Genomic DNA, 18,537 nt, shown 5'->3' on the forward strand with positions numbered 1-18,537 from the left:
CTCCGGGGTACGACCACCCGAGCCGACGGCCACCGGCCACCGGCCCCGAAGGCGAATCAGGTTCCGTGAGCGAAACCGGCTCCGACGCCGAGACCGGGAAGCTCTCCGCCGCCTGCGCCCGCTCCCCGCAGAGGAGACCGAGCCCGAACAGTCCCGCCAGGAGCAGCACCAGGTACAGCGCACGCCTCCCGGCCGTCCCGCGCACAGGGCGCCGAGAGGTCCCGGTGAAGGGCGTTGGCAGGTGCAAGAGGAGAGGCCTTCGTGCGGCGACGGACGGACGGGGCGGCAGGAGACGGCACGCCCACGGCGCGTCGATCCTCGCACGCGCCTCCCGTCGGCCCGCAAGCCCCCTGCCCGATACCGCCCCTGATGTCCGGTCGGCTCACGCCGCGTCCGGTATCGGCAGCGGCCGCTTCTCCAGCGCGGCAGCCATGACCTCGGGAAACAGGTCCGGCGTGCAGGCGAACGCGGGCGCCCCGAGCGCCGCCAGCGCCGCCGCGTGCTCACGGTCGTAGGCGGGCGCACCCTCGTCGGAGAGCGCCAGCAGCGTCACGAACTGCACCCCGGCCGCCTTCATCGCCGCCACCCGCTTGAGCATCTCGTCCCGGATGCCGCCCTCGTACAGGTCGCTGATCAGCACCACCACCGTCTCGGCGGGGCGCGTGATCTGCGACTGGCAGTAGGCGAGCGCCCGGTTGATGTCCGTGCCACCGCCCAGCTGGGTACCGAAGAGGACGTCCACCGGATCGTCGAGCTGGTCGGTCAGATCGACCACCGAGGTGTCGAAGACGACCAGCCGCGTCGCGATGGAGCGCATCGACGCCAGCACCGCCCCGAAGACCGACGCGTAGACCACCGACGCGGCCATCGAGCCGGACTGGTCGATGCAGAGCACGACCTCCTTCTTCACCGACTGCGACGCCCGCCCGTAGCCGATCAGCCGCTCCGGCACCACGGTGTTGTACTCGGGCAGGTAGTTCTTCAGGTTGGCCGCGATCGTGCGGTTCCAGTCGATGTCGTGGTGGCGCGGCCGGCTGACCTTGGCACTGCGGTCGAGCGCGCCGGTCAGTGTCGCCCGGGTGCGGTTGGCGAGGCGCTTCTCCAGGTCCTCGACGACCTTGCGCACCACCGCCCGGGCGGTCTCCTTGGTGGTCTCCGGCATGGCCCGGTTGAGCGAGAGGAGGGTCCCGACCAGGTGGACGTCCGGCTGGACGGCCTCCAGCATCTCCGGCTCCAGCAGCAGCGCGGCCAGACCCAGCCGGTCGATGGCGTCCTTCTGCATCACCTGCACCACCGAGGAGGGGAAGTACGTGCGGATGTCGCCCAGCCACCGGGCCACCGAGGGCGCCGATCCGCCGAGGCCCGCCGACCGCTCACCGCCACGCGGCCGGCCCCCGGCCCGCGTCTCCTTACCGCTGCCGTACAGCGCGGCGAGGGCGGCGTCCATCGCGGCGTCCCGGCCGCTGAGCGCGTGCCCCGTCCCGTCGGCCTGGTCGCCGCCGAGGACCAGCCGCCAGCGCCGCAGCCGCTCGGCCGCCGCGTCCGCCGTCACGCCTTCCGGAGCCGCGGCGTGCGCGGCCGGGGCGGAGGCCGTCCGGGCGGACGCCGTCGGGGATGTGGTCATGCCGCTGCCTCCACGTGGTGGTCGGGGTGAGGGTCGGGTGCGGGGCCCGGGTCCAGGCCCAGCAGGAGCCGGACGACCGGCAGGACGGCGTCGGCCCGGGCCGTGTCCAGCCCGTCGCCGAAGCCCGGGGCGGCGGGGCCGGAGGCCGACCCCGGTGTGCCGCCGCCTGCCGCCGGCCCGCGGCGGACCAGCTCGCCCAGGCTGCGGCGCACCCCCGGCTCGTAGGCGGAGAAGGTGCGGCGCAGCAGCGGCAGCACGTCGGTGAAGGCGTCCGCCGGCACCCCGGTGAGCCAGGCGTCGACCAGGGCGAGCAGCCGCTCGTCATGGACCAGCAGGAGTCCGCCGGAGCCCCCGCCGACGAAACCCTCGATCCAGGACGCCGCGTCGGCCGGCCCGGTGCCGGGCGACAGCACCAGACCCATGCGCCGGGCGGCCTCGTCGGTGTCGAGCGCGCCGTCGTCCAGCAGCAGCCGCACCGAGCGGCCGCGCAGCACGCCGGGGGCGCTCTCCCGGCCGGCGAGCTTGCGCAGCACGCCGTGCCAGCGGGCGCGCAGCCCTTCCGGGTCGACGGCGGGAACGCCTCCGAGCAGGCCCACCGCCGTGTGCACGGCGTCGACGTGACGGCGCATCTCCTCCGCCGCGTCGGTGTCGAGGGCGGAGCAGGCGGGCGGCAGGCCGACGAATATCCGCTCGGCGAGCCCGGCGGCGACCCCGGCGAGCGCCTCGGTGTCGGTGCCGCGCACGTCGCCGTAGCGCAGGGTGCGGACCAGCGCGGGCAGGGCCGCCGCCAGGTGGGCCACGTCGGTGTCCAGCGCGGCCCGGTCGGCGAGGACCTTCATGACGGTGGGCAGCGCGTCCGGGAGGTCGGCGAGCAGGCAGTGTTCGGCCAGGGCGGTGACCTCGGCCAGCGCGGTGGCGTCCCTGGCCGCGGACTCCGCCTTGGCGGTGGCCGCGGAGAGCACGGTGGTGCCCCACACGCCGGCCTCGGCCACCCGGACGGCGAGCTCCGGTTCCCAGGCCAGCCGCCAGGTCTCCCGGAAGGTGCCGGTTCCGCCGCGCGAGGCGACGGGCTCGCCCCAGTGCACGGACAGGAGACGGAGCCGGTGCAGCAGGCGGCTGCGGGCGGCGTCGTTCTCCTTGCGCAGGTCCAGTTCCAGCTCCCGCTCCAGCGCCTCGGGCTTGAGGCGCAGCGCGCGCTGTTGCCGCTCGAGATCACGGCGCAGGGGCACCGCGGGCGCGGTGGACGGCACCTCGCCGAGCGTGTCGCCGACGATCAGTCGGTCGCGCACGAGCTCCAGCGGCACGTCGGAGCCCTCGCACATCACCGCGCGGATCGCGTCGATCGTCTCTCCGAGGCCGGCCAGCGGACGTCCGCGCATCACGGCGAGGGTCTCGGCGAGCCGGACCGCCTCGATGACGTGGGCGGAGGAGACGCTCAGGTCCTCGTCGCGCAGCAGGCCGGCGACCTTGGTCATCCACCGCTCCACCGGGCGGTCGGGCGCGGAGAACAGGTGGCCGTACCAGCCAGGGGAGTCGATGCCGGCGCCGTAGCCGCTGAAGCGGGAGAGCCGGCGGTGCGTCCAGGGCACCCAGGTCATCTCCGTCTTCACCTTGGGCAGGCCCTTCAGCAGGGCGCGGTCGGCGGTGACGGTGGACCTCTGCCGCAGTGCGGGGACGTGCCAGGCGCCGCAGACCACGGCGACCTCGTCGCCGAACTCTTTGCGCGCGGCGCGCAACTGGAGGCGCATGTAGGCCTCGCGTACCGGGTCACGGTCGTGGCCGCCCGTCCCGTACGTCTCGCGGAGGGCCCCCATCGCCTCCTCCACGGCGGCGAACGGCGCCAACGGGTCCCCGCCGGCACCGCGGTGCTCGACCACGTCCTCCCACCAGCGCTCCGGATCGTCGTACCCGGCGGCCTCCGCCAGCACGGCCAGCGGATCGACCCGCATGCCGTCGGCGGGGTCCTCCGGCCTGTCCGCCCCGTCTTCGCAGCCGACGCCGTCGACGTCCGCGCCGGGCTGCCCGGCCCCGTCCTGCCCGGATCCGTCCCGCGGGGAGTCACCGTCCCGGGCGGACCGGTCCCCCGCCGGGTCGCCGTCGCGCGCGCGGTCGGCGGCCTTCACCGGGCCGGTGTCGTGCTCCGGCGCGGCGGGGGTGGCCGGCCCGTCCTCCCCCTGCAGGGCCAGGACGTGGGCCGCGGGCAGGTCGATGAACCGGACGGGCACGCCGTGTCCGACGGCCCAGCGCAGGGCCACCCACTCGGGGGAGAACTCGGCCAGCGGCCAGAACGCGGAGCGCCCGGGCTCGTCCACCGCGTGGGCGAGGAGGGCGACCGGAGGCCGCATCTCCTCGTCGTCGGCCAGGGCGACGAGCGCGTCGGCCTCGGGCGGACCCTCGATCAGCACCGCCCGGGGACGGGTCGCGTCCAGCGCGGCGAGCACCGCGCGGGCCGATCCCGGCCCGTGGTGCCGTACCCCCAGCAGCAGCGGCCGCACGGCGGATCCGCTCATGCCGACACCTCCCGGCAGGCGCGGTAGAAGTCCTTCCAGCCGTCCCGCTCGCGCACCACGGTCTCCAGGTACTCCTGCCAGATCACCCGGTCGGCGGCCGGGTCGCGCACCACCGCACCGAGGATGCCGGCCGCCACGTCGGCGGGCCGCAGCACGCCGTCGCCGAAGTGGGCGGCCAGCGCCAGGCCGTTGGTGACCACCGAGATCGCCTCGGCGGTGGACAGCGTGCCGCTGGGCGTCTTCAGCTTGGTGCGTCCGTCGGTGGTGAGGCCGTCGCGCAGCTCGCGGAAGACCGTGACGACCCGCCGGATCTCGTCGATGCCGTCCGGCGCCTGCGGCAGGTCGAGGGAACGGCCGAGCTGGTCGACCCGGCGCGAGACGATCTCGACCTCGGCCTCCGGGCTGTCCGGCAGCGGGAGCACCACCGTGTTGAAGCGGCGGCGCAGCGCGCTGGACAGGTCGTTGACCCCGCGGTCACGGTCGTTGGCGGTGGCGATCAGGTTGAAGCCGCGCACGGCCTGCACCTCTTCACCCAGCTCCGGTATCGGCAGCGTCTTCTCCGACAGGATGGTGATCAGGGTGTCCTGCACGTCCGCGGGGATGCGGGTGAGCTCCTCGACGCGCGCGATCATGCCGTCACTCATGGCCCGCATCACGGGGCTGGGCACCAGCGCGTCGCGGCTGGGGCCGTGCGCCAGCAGCTGGGCGTAGTTCCAGCCGTAGCGGATGGCCTCCTCGGGCGTGCCGGCCGTGCCCTGGACGAGCAGGGTGGAGTCGCCGCTGACGGCCGCCGCCAGATGCTCGGAGACCCAGGTCTTGGCCGTGCCGGGGACTCCGAGCAGCAGCAGGGCGCGGTCGGTGGCGAGCGTGGTGACGGCCACCTCGACGATGCGGCGCGGACCGACGTACTTCGGCGAGATCACCGTGCCGTCGGCCAGCGTGCCGCCGAGCAGATAGGTGGCGACCGCCCACGGGGAGAGCTTCCAGCGGGCCGGGCGGGGCCGGTCGTCGGCGGCCGCCAGCGCCTGGAGTTCCTCGGCGAAGGCATCCTCCGCGTGAGGCCGCAGAGCCTGCTCGGCGTTTGCGCCCTTCGCGGGCGCGGGGTCGTCGGACCGCGTGGTGACGGACGTCGGTTCGATGGACACAGACATGGCTGAGGGCCCCCTCCAGCTCGGCCGGTTCGGATCTGCTGACCACCTTGCACCACGGCACTGACAACCGGTCATGACCTGCGGATACGGTCCGCGTTGAGCCGTTCGGGGGTGCGTTGTCAGTGGGGGGTCGTACCGTCGGTGTCATGACTCAGCAGGGGGTGCGCTGGAGCGCGGAACAAGTGCTGGCGCTGGCGCCTGACGCGGCGTCACGCAAAGCCGGAAGCAAACTCGCCGCGTCCGGGCCGTGGTCCGGCACGGGCGGTGACGACGAGGGGGCGGTATGGGGGCTGTGCAAGGGAAGCGGCAGCACGCCGTACCGGACGATCGTGGACCTGGGGGACCCGTCGGCCCCCGCCTTCAAGTGCAGTTGCCCGAGCCGTAAGTTTCCCTGCAAGCACGCGCTGGGGCTGCTGCTCCTGTGGTCCGGCGACCAGGCCGCCGTGCCCGGCGGGCAGGAGTCGCCCGACTGGGTGCGGCAGTGGCTGGACGGCCGCCGGCAGCGGGCGGAGCGCAAGGAGACCGCGGCCGCGGGCGGCGGCGCGGTCGACGCGGAGGCGGCGCGGAAGCGTGCCGAGCGCCGCGCGGCGCGGATCGACGCGGGCGCGGGCGAGCTGGAGCGACGCCTCGCCGACCTGCTGCGGTCCGGCCTGGCCGGCGCCGAGCAGGCCGGGTACGCGCTGTGGGAGGAGACGGCGGCCCGCATGGTCGACGCCCAGGCACCGGGGCTGGCCGCGCGGGTGCGGGAGCTGGGGGCGATACCCGGCTCCGGCCCCGGGTGGCCGGTACGCCTCCTGGAGGAGTGCGCGCTGCTCCACACCCTCGTGCAGGGCTGGCTGCACCGCGAGCGGCTGCCCGTGGAGCTGGCCGCCACGGTCGGCTCCCGGGTCGGCCTGCCCGCCTCCGCCGACGGTCCGGCGGTGCGGGACCGGTGGCTGGTGCTCGCCCAGTACGACACGTCGGACGCCCGGCTCACCACCCGCCGCATATGGGTGCACGGCGAGGAGACCGGCCGCACCGCCCTTCTCCTCTCCTACGGCGCGGCGGGCCGCGCGCCGGAGCTGACGCTGCCGACGGGGCTCGCCCTGGACGCGGAGCTGTCCGCGTACCCGGGGGCGGGCCGGCTCAGGTTCGCGCTGGTCAAGCAGTTCGCCTCCCCCGCTCCGAGCTCGTTGCGGCCCGCCGGCCTCTCCGCGGCGGAGGCAGCCGCCCTGTACGGCGACGCGCTGCGCGACGACCCGTGGCTGGACACGGTCCCGGTGACGCTGGAGGCGGTCGTCCCCGTGCCGCACGACGGGCGGTGGCAGCTGGCCGACACGGCCGGCCAGGCCCTTCCGGTCACCGCCTCGGCCGCCTCCGGCACCGGATTCTGGCGACTGGTCTCCCTCTCCGGCGGCGCGCCGCTGCGCGTCTTCGGCGAGTACGGCCACCGTGGCTTCACCCCGCTCACCGCCTGGCCGGCGGCTCCCGGTGACCCGGTGAGGGTGCGATGACCGGCCGCCCGGTCCACCCTGACCTCCCGGCCCGTCCCGTCCGCACTGCCCGCCGCGTCGGTCCTGCCGGCCAGGGCCGGTACCGCCACCACCGCCGCTACCGCCGCCGCGACCACCACCACTGCCACCACCACTGTCACCGTCACCTCGGCGAAGGGACGCGTATCCGATGACTGCCACCGCTTCCACGTGGGAGGACCTGGTCACGACCGCTCTGCTCGGCACCGAGCGGCGTCCGCCGTCCGTGCCGTCGCACGGGCGGGAGGCCCCGGTGGCCCTGCTGGACGAGGCGGCGCAGCAGACGCTGCGCCGCAGGGCGGGGCTCCTCCCCGCGCAGGCCGCGGCGCTCCCCCGCCCGGCACCCGCCGATTCCCGGCCGCCGCTGCCCCCGGCCGCGGCGCGCAGGCTCTCCATGCTGCTGACCGCCCGGCCCGGGACCGGTGGCGGCGGCCGTCGCGGTACCGCCCCCGACCTGGTCGAACTGCTCCCGCAGTGGCTCTCGCTGGCCGACGGGCGCGGATACGCCGCGCCGCCCGAGACGCTGCCCGCACTGCTGGAGGCAGCCCGCGGCCGTACCGACCTGCGTCCCGCGGTCATCTCCTTCGCCGGACCCCGCGCACTCTGGCTGGCCGGGCTCAATCCGGAGTGGCGCTTCGCCCTGCGGGCCGCCGCCGGGCGCCGTGAGGCCGCGCCCGCCGCCGATCCGGAGCGGTCGCGCCAGTTGTGGGAGGAGGGCCTGTTCGCCGAGCGGGTCGCGCTGCTGACCGCACTGCGCGGCCAGGATCCGGCCGCCGCCCTCGCGCTGCTGGAGTCCACCTGGTCGACGGAGCGCGCCGAGGACCGGCTGATGTTCCTCGACTCGCTGCGCTCCGGGCTGAGCGTCGAGGACGAGCCGTTCCTGGAGCGCGCGTTGGCCGACCGCAGCCGCAACGTCCGGGCCACCGCCGCCGAACTGCTGTCGGGGCTTCCCGGCTCGGCCCTCTCCCTGCGCATGGCCGCCCGGGCGGCGACCTGCGTGTCCCTCGACCGCTCGGGCGGGGAACCGTGCGTGGTGGTGGAGGCGCCGCACGCCTGCGACGCGGAGATGGAACGGGACGGCGTGGTCGCCAAGGCGCCGAACGGCCGGGGCGAACGGTCCTGGTGGCTGGGGCAACTGGTCGAGGCCGCCCCGCTGGCGACCTGGTCCGAGCGGCTGGGGGGACACACCCCCGAGGAGATCGTGGCGCTGGAGGTCGCGGACGGCTGGGAGGGCGAACTGCACGCCGCCTGGTGCCGGGCGGCGGTCCGGCAGGGTGACGCGGCGTGGGCCCGGGCCCTGCTCGGGTCGCCGTCGGCGCCGGAGGCCGCCGGCCCCGGCGCGGTGGGCCCGGCCCAGCGGGCCAAGCTGCTCACCACGCTCGGCGCCGTGGAGCGCGCCGACTGGGTCGCGGCCTTCATATCCGCTCACGGACTGTCCGAGGCGTTCCAGCTGCTCGGGGTCTGCGCGGTGCCGTGGTCGGCGCCGCTGGGACGGGCCGTCGTGGACGCACTGGACATCGCACGGGACGCCGGCAGCTACCCGTGGAGCTTCAGCGGGGTGATGGGACTGGCCGAACGCTGCCTGGACCCGGCCGAGGCGGCCCGCCTCGCTCCTCTCACGGCCACCCCCGACGAGGCGGAGAACACGGCCCCGGGAGCGGGCGCGTACTGGTCCGAGGCGTTCCAGCGCCTGGAGAGCACCCTCCGCCTCCGCGCCACCATGGCGGAGGAACTGGGCGCCGCCTGATCCGCTCCCCGCGCGGCGGGCGGAACGGTCACGGGCCGGGCGAGGCCCGGACGGAGGGCCGGCCCGTACGGGGGCGGCCCGGACTCACTCCCTGTCCGGGCCGGGTGCGGGCCTGGCGGTCGGGTTCGCATCCGGCCGCCCCGGGTGCAGAAACCAGGTCAGGCCGGGTCGAGTCGGGTCAGGTCGGCGCGGGTGCGCATGTCCCCGGGCCCGCACCGCGCCGGGAGGTGCAGGTCGGCCCACCGCCCGTCGCAGGACGGCGGCCGGTGGACGTCCACCGGCCGCTGCCGCGCCGCTCCCGATCTCGCCGGGGCACACCCGCGCCCGGGACGGCATGACGTCAGGGCGACGCTCTGTCAGAAGACGGCACCGTGAACGACGCGACGTCAGGACAACAGACGTCAGGAGAACGGGACGTCGGAACAGCAAGACGCCAGGAAGACACGGCGTCAGGAAACGCGGCGTCAGAACAGCGCCACGCCGGGAGAAACGCGACGCCGGATCAGCGCCACGCGAGGAAAACGCGTCGTCAGGCGTCGGCGCCACGCTAGGAGTACGCGTCGTCAGGCGTCGGCGCCACGCCAGGAGTACGCGTCGTCAGGCGTCGGCGCCGGCCCGCACGTGGGCCCGCACCCAGTCGACGACCGCCTGCGTCGGCGCGCCCGGCGTGAAGATCTCCGCCACGCCCTTCTCCTTCAGCGGCGCGATGTCCGCCTCGGGGATGATCCCGCCGCCGAACACCAGGATGTCCGCCGCGTCCCGCTCCTTGAGCAGGTCGATCACCTTGGCGAACAGCGTGTTGTGCGCGCCGGAGAGGATGGAGAGGCCGATCGCGTCGGCGTCCTCCTGGATCGCCGTGTCCACGATCTGCTCGGGGGTCTGGTGGAGGCCGGTGTAGATGACCTCCATACCCGCGTCGCGCAGGGCCCGCGCGATGACCTTGGCCCCGCGATCGTGACCGTCCAGTCCCGGCTTGGCTACCACCACACGGATCGGACCGACTGCCACACCCATCAACGCCTCCATCAACCGACTCAAGCCCGCCGCACCGGCCGGGGAAGTGAACGCACGTTATCTACAGCATCCCCCAACCGTCCGTTCCCCGGTGAAGAGGGAGGGCGAAATCACACAGCGACACGCCGGGACGACAGGCCGCGTACCGGCGTTCGGGGGACATCGTGGGTGCTCGTGGCCGTGACCGTGGCATAGGCGCACGGCCTCTTCACCCCGAAAGAGGGCCCAATTCCTCGAACATTTGCCGAACGCGGGCACCCGGACACGCCCGAGGAGCCCCGAAACAGGCACTACTGTCCCTTTGGTACCCACAGGTTGGCCGTCGAAGATTGTCCAGTCCGCATACCGCCGGGTACAGTCGCCGCACTGCTCTGGCAGCCCCTGTCGTCGAGGCGAAAGAGAAGTTGGTGGACGAGCGTCACCCGTCGGGGAGCATGACGACCCCGGCCCCGGCCTCCGACTCGGCGTCGGCGCCCTACCCGGCGTACGGCACGTCCGATGCCTTCTACGCGGACTTCACCCAGTACGACGGTCAGGTCTCCCAGGACTACGGCACCGGTTCCTACGACGCCGGCTCCTACGACACCGGTACCCACCACGACACCGGTACCCACCACGGCGCCGGTTACGACACCGGTTCCTACGCGACCGCGAACGCCACCTACGACGCGGGTTCGTACCCGAGCGGTTCCTACGACGCGACCGGCTGGACCGACCCGTCGATGACCGCCCAGTACGCGGGCGACGGTTACGCCTCCACCTCCTCGCACGACAGTGGTCAGTGGGACACGGGCTCCCAGTACGACGCCTACGCCGCCCAGTACTACGCGGAGCAGCACTACGCCGGCCAGGAGACCGGGTCCTTCGACGCCACCGCCTGGGCCACCGGCGAGCAGCCCTCCGCCGAGATCCCCGAGCAGGCCACCGGCGGCCCCGACGGCTCGGATGGCTGGGACTGGAACGGTCAGGACCAGGACACCGGCGCCTACGACGCCACCGCCTGGAACTCCGCGGACGGCACGGACGCCGACGACCAGCACTCCCACGACCGGCACTCCCACGGCGAGGACACCCACGCCGCGCGGGAATCCGCCGAAGGCCGTGCGACCGACACGGACGACGAGCACGACCGGCCAAGAGGCCACGACGACGAGGCCGACGACCGGCCGCGGCTCCTCGACGACCAGGAGGAGGTGCTCGCGCACTCCTCCCGCTCCGGCGGCCGTGGTTCCGCCACCCGCAACGGGCGTCGCCGCACGCCCGCCCGCCGTTCCGCCCTGCTGACCGTGGCGGTCCCTTCCGTCTGCGTGATGGGCGTGGCCGGTGTCGCCGCCGCCTCCGTGGGCGACACGGTCGAGGAAACCACCACCCAGGCGGCCTCGGACGCCCAGCCGGTGAAGCCTTCCGCCGCCAACGACAAGATCTCCGCGCAGTTCAGCGAGGTGACGGTCGCCGCCGCCGACTTCGGTGACCGCGCCAGCCGCGAGCAGGAGCGCATCGACCTCGCGGCCCAGCGCGAGGCCGAGATGAAGAAGGCGGCGGAGGAGGCGGCCAAGAAGGAGCGGCTGCGCCCGAAGTTCAGCAGCCCGGTCGGCCAGCGCGGCCTCAGCGCCTACTACGGCGCGGCCGGCGTCAACTGGATGTCGCAGCACACCGGCATCGACTTCCCCGTCTCCTACGGCACCCCGGTGATGGCGGCGACCGACGGCGTGGTCCGCACCCAGTACAACAGCGCGTACGGCAACATGATGATCGTGACGGCCAAGGACGGCACGGAGACCTGGTACTGCCACCTCTCCACGTACAAGCTGTCCGACGGCATGGTGGTCAAGGCCGGCGACACGATCGCCTACTCCGGCAACTCCGGCAACTCCACCGGTCCCCACCTGCACTTCGAGGTCCGCCCGGGCGGCGGCGGGGCGATCGATCCCCTCGCCTGGCTGCGCAGCCACGGCATCGACCCGACCTGACGCCCCCGGCCGCCGGCCGGAACCCGCCCGCCCGATCCCGGCCGTGACCAGGGCCCCTCACGCGCTCCCGGTGCATGTCGTCGCCCCGGCCTCTGTCCCGCGCCCGCACGAACCGCGCGCCCACTCGGCGGGGGGCGGGCCATCGCCCGCAGGACCCGCCGAGACACGCCCGCCGCATGACGGCCGAGAGGCCCGCCGTGCGGCGGGCGTCCCGGCCACCATACGATCTACAGCTTCTCCACCGGCGCGTACCGCAGCAGCAGCCGCTTCGCGCTTCCGTCACCGAAGTCGATCGTGGCCTCCGACCGGTCTCCCTCGCCCGCGACCCCGACCACCGTGCCGAGACCGAACTGGTCGTGGGTGACCCGGTCGCCGACGGACAGCGCGACCACCGGCTTGTCCCCCGCCCGGCGCGTGGCGAAGCCGGAGCCGCCCGCCGCCGAGGACCGCGACCGCGAGGACGACAGCGCAGCCGCCACTCCCGCCGCGGGACCGGACGCGAAACCGCCGCCTCCCACCGAACCGCCCTTGCGCCGCCAGTCGAGGTGGGTCTCCGGGATCTCCTCCAGGAACCGCGACGGCGGGTTGTACGAGGGCTGCCCCCAGGCACTGCGCAGCGCCGCCCGGGTCAGGTACAGCCGCTCACGGGCCCGGGTGATGCCGACGTAGGCCAGCCGGCGTTCCTCCTCTAGCTCCTTGACCTGCCCCAGCGCCCGCATGTGGGGGAAGACGCCGTCCTCCATGCCGGTCAGGAAGACCACCGGGAACTCCAGGCCCTTGGCGGTGTGCAGCGTCATCAGCGTGATGACGCCGTTGCCGTCCTCCTCGTCGGGGATCTGGTCGGAGTCGGCGACCAGCGCGACGCGTTCCAGGAAGTCCGCGAGCGAGGCGGTGTCGCCCTCCTCGGCCCCCTCCCCCTGCGCGCTCTCCTGCTCGAACTCCAGGGCCACCGCGGCGAGCTCCTGGAGGTTCTCGATCCGCGTCTCGTCCTGCGGATCGGTGGACGCCTGCAGCTCGGCGAGGTAGCCGGTCCGCTCCAGCACGGCCTCCAGGACCGTGGCCGGACCGGCGCCGGACTCCACGACGGTGCGCAGCTCCTCCATCAGCGTGTTGAAGCGCCTGACCGCGTTGGTCGAACGGGCCGCCATGCCGTACGCCTCGTCGACGCGCAGCAGCGCCTGCGGGAAGCTGATCCGCTCCCGCCGCGCCAGCGCCTCGATCATCGCCTCGGCACGGTCGCCGATGCCGCGCTTGGGCACGTTGAGGATGCGGCGCAGCGGTACCGCGTCCTCCGGGTTGGCGAGCACCCGCAGGTACGAGAGGACGTCCCGGACCTCCTTGCGCTCGTAGAAGCGCACGCCGCCGACGACCTTGTACGGCAGGCCGACGCGGATGAAGATCTCTTCGAAGACACGGGACTGCGCGTTGGTCCGGTAGAAGACCGCGACGTCGCCGGGCTTGGCGTCGCCCGCGTCGGTGAGGCGGTCTATCTCCTCGGCGACGAACTGGGCCTCGTCGTGTTCGTTGTCGGCGACGAAGCCGGTGATCCGGGCGCCCGAGCCGGCGTTGGTCCACAGGTTCTTGGGACGCCGGGACTCGTTGCGCTCGATGACCGCGTTGGCGGCGCTGAGGATGGTCTGCGTGGAGCGGTAGTTCTGCTCCAGCAGGATCGTCGTGGCGTCCGGGTAGTCCTCCTCGAAGTCGAGGATGTTCCGGATGGTCGCGCCGCGGAACGCGTAGATCGACTGGTCCGCGTCACCCACCACGCACAGCTCGGCCGGCGGCACGTCCTCCGGGCCGGGCGGCACGTCCTCGTCGAGCATCTCCGAGGCGCCGCCGACCAGCTCGCGCACCAGCGCGTACTGGGCGTGGTTGGTGTCCTGGTACTCGTCGACCAGGACGTGCCGGAAGCGGCGGCGGTAGTGCTCGGCCACGTCCGGGAAGGCCCGGAAGAGGTTGACCGTCGTCATGATCAGGTCGTCGAAGTCCAGCGCGTTCGCCTCACGGAGGCGGGACTGGTACATCGCGTAGGCCTGCGCGAGGGTCTTCTCGAATCCGTCGGCGGCCTGGGCGGCGAAGTCCTCCTCGTCGATCAGCTCGTTCTTCAGGTTCGAGATCTTGGCGCTGAACGACTTCGGCGGGAACCGCTTCGGGTCCAGGTCCAGGTCACGGCAGACCAGGGCCATCAGCCGCTTGCTGTCGGCGGCATCGTAGATCGAGAACGACGAGGTGAAACCGAGGCGCTTGCTCTCCCGGCGCAGGATGCGCACGCAGGCGCTGTGGAAGGTCATCACCCACATCGCGGAGGCGCGCGGGCCCACCAGCTGCTCGACGCGCTCCTTCATCTCGCCGGCGGCCTTGTTGGTGAAGGTGATCGCCAGGATCTGCCCGGGGTGCACGCCGCGCTCGGCGAGCAGGTAGGCGATGCGGTGCGTGAGCACCCGGGTCTTGCCGGAGCCGGCTCCGGCCACGATGAGCAGGGGGGTACCGGCGTGCGTCACGGCGTCCCGCTGGTTCTCGTTCAGCCCCTCCAGCAGGGCCGCGCCGCTGAGGGCCGGACGGGGGGCGCCGTCGCGGTAGTGCGCGTCCCTCGCCGGGGGCACGTCGAAGCGGCCTGCGAACAGGTCGTCCGGGATCGGCTCCGGAGCGTGCTCGTCGTGCTCGTCGTCCGGCGGCGGCGGTACCTCGTCGTGGGCCGGAGGTGCCTGCAGGCTCGCCAGGTAGCTTTCGTCAAAGAGGCTGCTCATCGCCCTCCGAGTCTAGGACCCACCGCCGACACCCGCGGCCGCTGTCCGAAACCCGCGCCCCCTCTTTCCGCCCGCGGCAGCCACAGGTCTCCCCGGCGTGACCACGGCACCGCCCGCAGGACGGCGGGGGTGGCGGCCGGAGGGGAGCCGCGGGCGGCCGAGGCGTTCTCCGCACACCGGTAGAATTGGGGGACAGACCCACACCCTGACGCCGGAAGGCCCCCCGTGTCATCAGCGCCCACCGCTGCGTCCGCCGCCCCCGACACCGTCCTGGTCGTCGACTTCGGTGCGCAGTACGCCCAGCTCATCGCCCGCCGCGTCCGTGAGGCCCGGGTCTACAGCGAGATCGTTCCGGGCACCACGCCGGTCGACGAGATCCTCGCGAAGAATCCGGCGGCGATCATCCTGTCCGGCGGCCCGTCGTCCGTGTACGAGCCCGGCGCGCCGACCATGGACCCCGCCCTGTTCGAGGCCGGTGTCCCCGTCTTCGGCATGTGCTACGGCTTCCAGCTGATGGCGCAGACCCTCGGTGGCCAGGTGGACAACACCGGCGCCCGGGAGTACGGCCGCACCCAGCTCCACGTGAGCCGGTCCGGCTCGACCCTCTACGAGGGCACGCCCGACGAGCAGCCCGTGTGGATGTCCCACGGCGACGCCTGCTCCGCCGCGCCCGAGGGCTTCGAGGTGACGGCCTCCACCGACGTCGTGCCGGTCGCCGCCTTCGAGAACGACGAGAAGAAGCTGTACGGCGTGCAGTACCACCCCGAGGTGATGCACTCCACGTTCGGCCAGCAGATCCTCGAGCACTTCCTGTACCGGGGCGCCGGCATCCGGCCCACCTGGACCACCGGCAACGTCATCGACGAGCAGGTCGCCTCCATCCGCGAAATGGTCGGCAACAAGCGCGCCATCTGCGGCCTGTCCGGCGGCGTGGACTCCGCGGTCGCCGCGGCGCTGGTCCAGAAGGCCATCGGCAAGCAGCTGACCTGCGTGTACGTCGACCACGGCCTGATGCGCAAGGGCGAGACCGAGCAGGTCGAGAAGGACTTCGTCGCCGCCACCGGCGTGGAGCTCAAGGTCGTCGACGCCGAGGAGCGCTTCCTGAACGCGCTGAAGGGCGTCAGCGACCCCGAGGAGAAGCGCAAGATCATCGGCCGGGAGTTCATCCGCGTCTTCGAGCAGGCGCAGGCCGAGATCGTCGCCGAGGCCCCGGGCGACCAGCCCGTCGAGTTCCTGGTCCAGGGCACCCTGTACCCGGACGTCGTCGAGTCCGGCGGCGGCACCGGCACGGCCAACATCAAGTCGCACCACAACGTGGGCGGCCTGCCGGAGGACCTCGAGTTCAAGCTCATCGAGCCGCTGCGCCAGCTGTTCAAGGACGAGGTCCGGATGGTCGGCCAGGAGCTGGGCCTGCCGGAGGAGATCGTCCAGCGCCAGCCGTTCCCCGGCCCCGGTCTCGGCATCCGCATCGTCGGCGAGGTCACCAAGGAGCGCCTGGACCTGCTCCGCGAGGCCGACGCCATCGCCCGCGAGGAGCTCACCGCGGCCGGCCAGGACAGCCAGATCTGGCAGTGCCCGGTGGTCCTGCTCGCTGACGTCCGCAGCGTCGGCGTCCAGGGCGACGGCCGCACCTACGGCCACCCCATCGTGCTGCGCCCGGTCTCGTCCGAGGACGCCATGACGGCGGACTGGTCGCGCCTGCCGTACGAGGTGCTGGAGAAGATCTCCACCCGCATCACCAACGAGGTGCGCGACGTCAACCGCGTGGTGCTGGACGTCACCTCCAAGCCGCCGGGCACCATCGAGTGGGAGTGACCTCCCCCGCCACGGCGTGACACCGCCGCGTGACGAAGGGGCGCCGTCCGGTCTTCCGGGCGGCGCCCCTTCGCCGTGTCCGGCGTCCTGGCGCCCGTCCACGGATCAGGTCCGTTCGGTCACGTCCGGCGCACGCTGCGGAGCGGCTCCCCGGGCTTCCAGGTCTGCACGACCATGTACTCGTCGTTCTCCACGGACACCCGCACCACCTCCGTGAGGTCGACGCGGAACAGGTGGAAGCCGTCCGGGTCGGGCGGGGAGACCTCGCCGACGTAGCGGCTGCGGGCCTCGCCGTCCTCGACCGGGACCGCCCGGCCGGCGATCCGCACGTCGCCACCGCCCATGCCCACACCCGGCCCCGGGTTGGCCTGCAGGTTGAACCGGGGGTCGCGCAGCAGGTCCCGCGCCTTCAGCGAGCCCGGCATCATGCCGAGCCAGAGGTCCCCGTGCAGGAACCGCACCTCGATGCCGGTGGTGCGGGGTGATCCGTCCTTGCGGAGCGTGGCCAGCACGTGGTGGGTGAAGGCCCCGAACCGCTCCTCGACGACCTCGGCGAGTTCGGGTTCGGCCTGGGAGAACGCGGCCCAGTCGGTGATGTCTGTCATGCCCGTCAGTCTGCCCTCCGCCCGGAAGCCGCTCGGCCCGCTTCGCGAGAAACCGGGCCGTCCGCCCTGTGCCTCCGCGAGCCGGTTCTCCGCCCGCAGGTGGGAGTACCGGCACCGGCCGCTCCGGACACCTCGAAAATCTCGTGTCCTACCCGAGACCCGCGGCCCTTCAGGACGGTTGTGCAGGAAGAGGCCGAAGCATGGCCCACGGTCCCCGTGCACGACCGCGCCGACGCGGGCCCCGGGGACCGGACGGGGCGGGCGGTACGGCACAATTCCCCTACCTGGCAGCGGAGTTGCCGTAGGGACCATCGGGTGCGGGAAGGCGGACACGGCGTGGCGGTGCAGGAGGCGAGGCAGGGCGCCGACGCGGCGAGGGACGCCCACGGGGGCGGCTGCACGTGCGGGGACTGCCCGCACGGCGCGCGTGCGGGGCACCGGAAGGCCGTGGCGGCCTTCCTCCACCAGCGGGACGAGTTCGCCGCCGGGAAGGGGCTGCCGGCCGCCGTCGCCCACTCGGCCTCCGCCTCGCGGCAGTGGGTCTCCGACGAGCTCACCCAGTCCGCCGCCGAGGTGGCCGAGCGGAGCCGGTCCGAGGGCCAGGCGTGGCTGGCCCGGCTGTGGCGGTCCACGCTGTACGCGGTGTGGGGTGCGGTGGTGGTGCTCCTGCTGGTCCAGGCGCTCACCGCGATCGGGGCGGGCTGGACCTCGGCGCGCACGGCCGGACTGCTGGCGGCGCTGCTGACCGGTGCCGCGCTGTCCGCGGCCTCCTGGTACCACCGCGACAAGGGCGGCGTGCTCGCCCCGGTGATCGGTGAGGACAACCGCCTGTCCACCTCCCGCGCGGTGGCCGCCGCCTGGGTGCTGTTCACCGCCTTCGCCGTGCTCACGCTGGCCGGTCAGCTGGCCGCCGCCTCCGGGCACCGCAGGCGCGACGAGCTGATCGCGGGCCTCGAGCTGGCCCGGGGTGCGGGCATGGTGACCGTGCTGGCCGTGGTCTGCGCCATCGCGGTGCTGGTCCGGCGGGTGGTGAGCCTGCGGGTGCAGGGGCAGCGGCTGCAGAAGGTCCGCGCCCACCGGCCGCGCGCCGCCGACCTGCTGACCGACGACTCCGGCCGAGGCAGCTTCGCCGACATCCAGTACGTGGTGATCTCGGCCGTGGCGCTGGTCTTCGGCCTCGTCCGGCTGGCCCGGCGCCCCGAGCAGCTGCCCGACCTGCCGTGGGGACTGGCGGTGGTGGTGCTGGTGTCCGCGGCGACGTACCTGGCGGGCAAGTACGCGGAGGGCGGCCGTCCGGTCGTCCTCTCGGTGGTGCGGGCGCGGGAGGCCGGCGACCTGGACGGTCCGGTCCGCACCGGCGACGACATCGAGATCCGTGGCGCGGGCTTCGTGCCGCCGGGGGCGCAGAGCGCGGACCGGCTGTCGCGGATGGTCGTCCGGATAGGAGCGGTCAACGTCCACGTCCCGCTGGTCCCGGTCGCGGGCGGCTTCAGCAACCCGTCCGACACGGTGCTGACCGTCCCGGTGCCGGCCGACGTGGAACCCGGCCGGGTCGAGGTCCAGGTGGTGACCGCCGCGGGGCTGGAGACCAACAAGGTGGTCGTCGACATCACGGAGTGACACCGCGCGGCGCGCGGGGCTGTGGCCGTGTGGCGCGACCGGCGTGCGGTGCCGGCGGCATGCGGTGCGACCGGCTTGTGGTGTGACCGGCTTGTGGTGCCGGCGGCGTGCGGTGCGACCGGCGTGTGGTGCGACCGGCTTGTGGTGTGACCGCCGCCTGGTGCGACCGCCGCTGGTGCCGTCGACGTGTGGTGCCGGCGGCGTGTGCGCGGTGACCGCACGC

The 18,537-nt window shown here is 73.7% G+C and carries 11 protein-coding genes; 5 read left to right on the forward strand and 6 right to left on the reverse strand.

Annotated features, from left to right (window positions below; translation table 11 throughout):
• Window positions 1-382: 382 nt before the first annotated feature.
• Genes Sfr03f_RS17110 through Sfr03f_RS17120 form a run of 3 tightly spaced genes read right to left on the reverse strand, consistent with a single transcriptional unit; the run spans window position 383 to window position 5,285 of the window.
• The gene (locus Sfr03f_RS17110; protein ID WP_245967600.1) at window positions 383-1,624 is read right to left on the reverse strand and encodes a VWA domain-containing protein; all 1,242 of its coding nucleotides are present in this window, start codon (window positions 1,622-1,624) and stop codon (window positions 383-385) included.
• Window positions 1,621-4,134: a DUF5682 family protein gene (locus tag Sfr03f_RS17115; protein ID WP_108954737.1), complete on the reverse strand. Its 2,514-nt coding sequence runs from the start codon at window positions 4,132-4,134 to the stop codon at window positions 1,621-1,623. Before Sfr03f_RS17115 ends, Sfr03f_RS17110 begins: the two co-directional genes overlap by 4 nt.
• Window positions 4,131-5,285: an ATP-binding protein gene (locus Sfr03f_RS17120; protein WP_108954738.1), complete on the reverse strand. Its 1,155-nt coding sequence runs from the start codon at window positions 5,283-5,285 to the stop codon at window positions 4,131-4,133. The genes Sfr03f_RS17115 and Sfr03f_RS17120 overlap by 4 nt, the downstream gene beginning before the upstream one ends.
• Window positions 5,286-5,431: 146 nt before the next feature.
• On the opposite strand from Sfr03f_RS17120, the gene Sfr03f_RS17125 reads away from it, so the two are divergent.
• Window positions 5,432-6,778 carry an SWIM zinc finger family protein gene (locus Sfr03f_RS17125; protein ID WP_108954739.1) on the forward strand — a complete coding sequence of 449 codons (1,347 nt, stop codon included), beginning with the start codon at window positions 5,432-5,434 and terminating at the stop codon, window positions 6,776-6,778.
• A 169-nt stretch (window positions 6,779-6,947) separates the two neighbouring features.
• Window positions 6,948-8,543 carry a DUF5691 domain-containing protein gene (locus tag Sfr03f_RS17130; protein WP_108954740.1) on the forward strand — a complete coding sequence of 532 codons (1,596 nt, stop codon included), beginning with the start codon at window positions 6,948-6,950 and terminating at the stop codon, window positions 8,541-8,543.
• Window positions 8,544-9,140: 597 nt separating this feature from the next.
• Here Sfr03f_RS17130 and icmB read toward each other — a convergent pair.
• Complete coding sequence (gene icmB / locus Sfr03f_RS17135; RefSeq protein ID WP_108954741.1) at window positions 9,141-9,557, reverse strand: coenzyme B12-dependent isobutyryl CoA mutase small subunit; 417 nt, start codon at window positions 9,555-9,557, stop codon at window positions 9,141-9,143.
• Window positions 9,558-9,991: 434 nt separating this feature from the next.
• Between icmB and Sfr03f_RS17140 the strand changes: the two genes are divergently transcribed.
• Complete coding sequence (locus tag Sfr03f_RS17140; RefSeq protein WP_284117536.1) at window positions 9,992-11,527, forward strand: M23 family metallopeptidase; 1,536 nt, start codon at window positions 9,992-9,994, stop codon at window positions 11,525-11,527.
• A 227-nt stretch (window positions 11,528-11,754) separates the two neighbouring features.
• Here Sfr03f_RS17140 and pcrA read toward each other — a convergent pair whose 3' ends face one another.
• Entirely contained in the window at window positions 11,755-14,274 is a 2,520-nt protein-coding gene (pcrA, locus tag Sfr03f_RS17145) for a DNA helicase PcrA (protein ID WP_108954743.1), read from the reverse strand.
• Window positions 14,275-14,499: 225 nt separating this feature from the next.
• Between pcrA and guaA the strand changes: the two genes are divergently transcribed.
• Window positions 14,500-16,089, forward strand: a complete 1,590-nt coding sequence (gene guaA / locus Sfr03f_RS17150; protein WP_108954744.1) for a glutamine-hydrolyzing GMP synthase — start codon at window positions 14,500-14,502, stop codon at window positions 16,087-16,089.
• A gap of 119 nt (window positions 16,090-16,208) precedes the next feature.
• Here the strand turns inward: guaA and Sfr03f_RS17155 are convergent, their stop codons facing one another.
• Window positions 16,209-16,694, reverse strand: a complete 486-nt coding sequence (locus tag Sfr03f_RS17155; RefSeq protein WP_108954745.1) for a pyridoxamine 5'-phosphate oxidase family protein — start codon at window positions 16,692-16,694, stop codon at window positions 16,209-16,211.
• A 336-nt stretch (window positions 16,695-17,030) separates the two neighbouring features.
• Between Sfr03f_RS17155 and Sfr03f_RS17160 the strand changes: the two genes are divergently transcribed.
• The gene (locus tag Sfr03f_RS17160) at window positions 17,031-18,314 is read left to right on the forward strand and encodes a hypothetical protein (RefSeq protein ID WP_108954746.1); all 1,284 of its coding nucleotides are present in this window, start codon (window positions 17,031-17,033) and stop codon (window positions 18,312-18,314) included.
• The last annotated feature ends 223 nt before the right edge of the window (window positions 18,315-18,537 follow it).

It is taken from the genome of Streptomyces fragilis (assembly GCF_003112515.1).
GTDB classification, from domain to species: Bacteria; Actinomycetota; Actinomycetes; order Streptomycetales; family Streptomycetaceae; genus Streptomyces; species Streptomyces fragilis.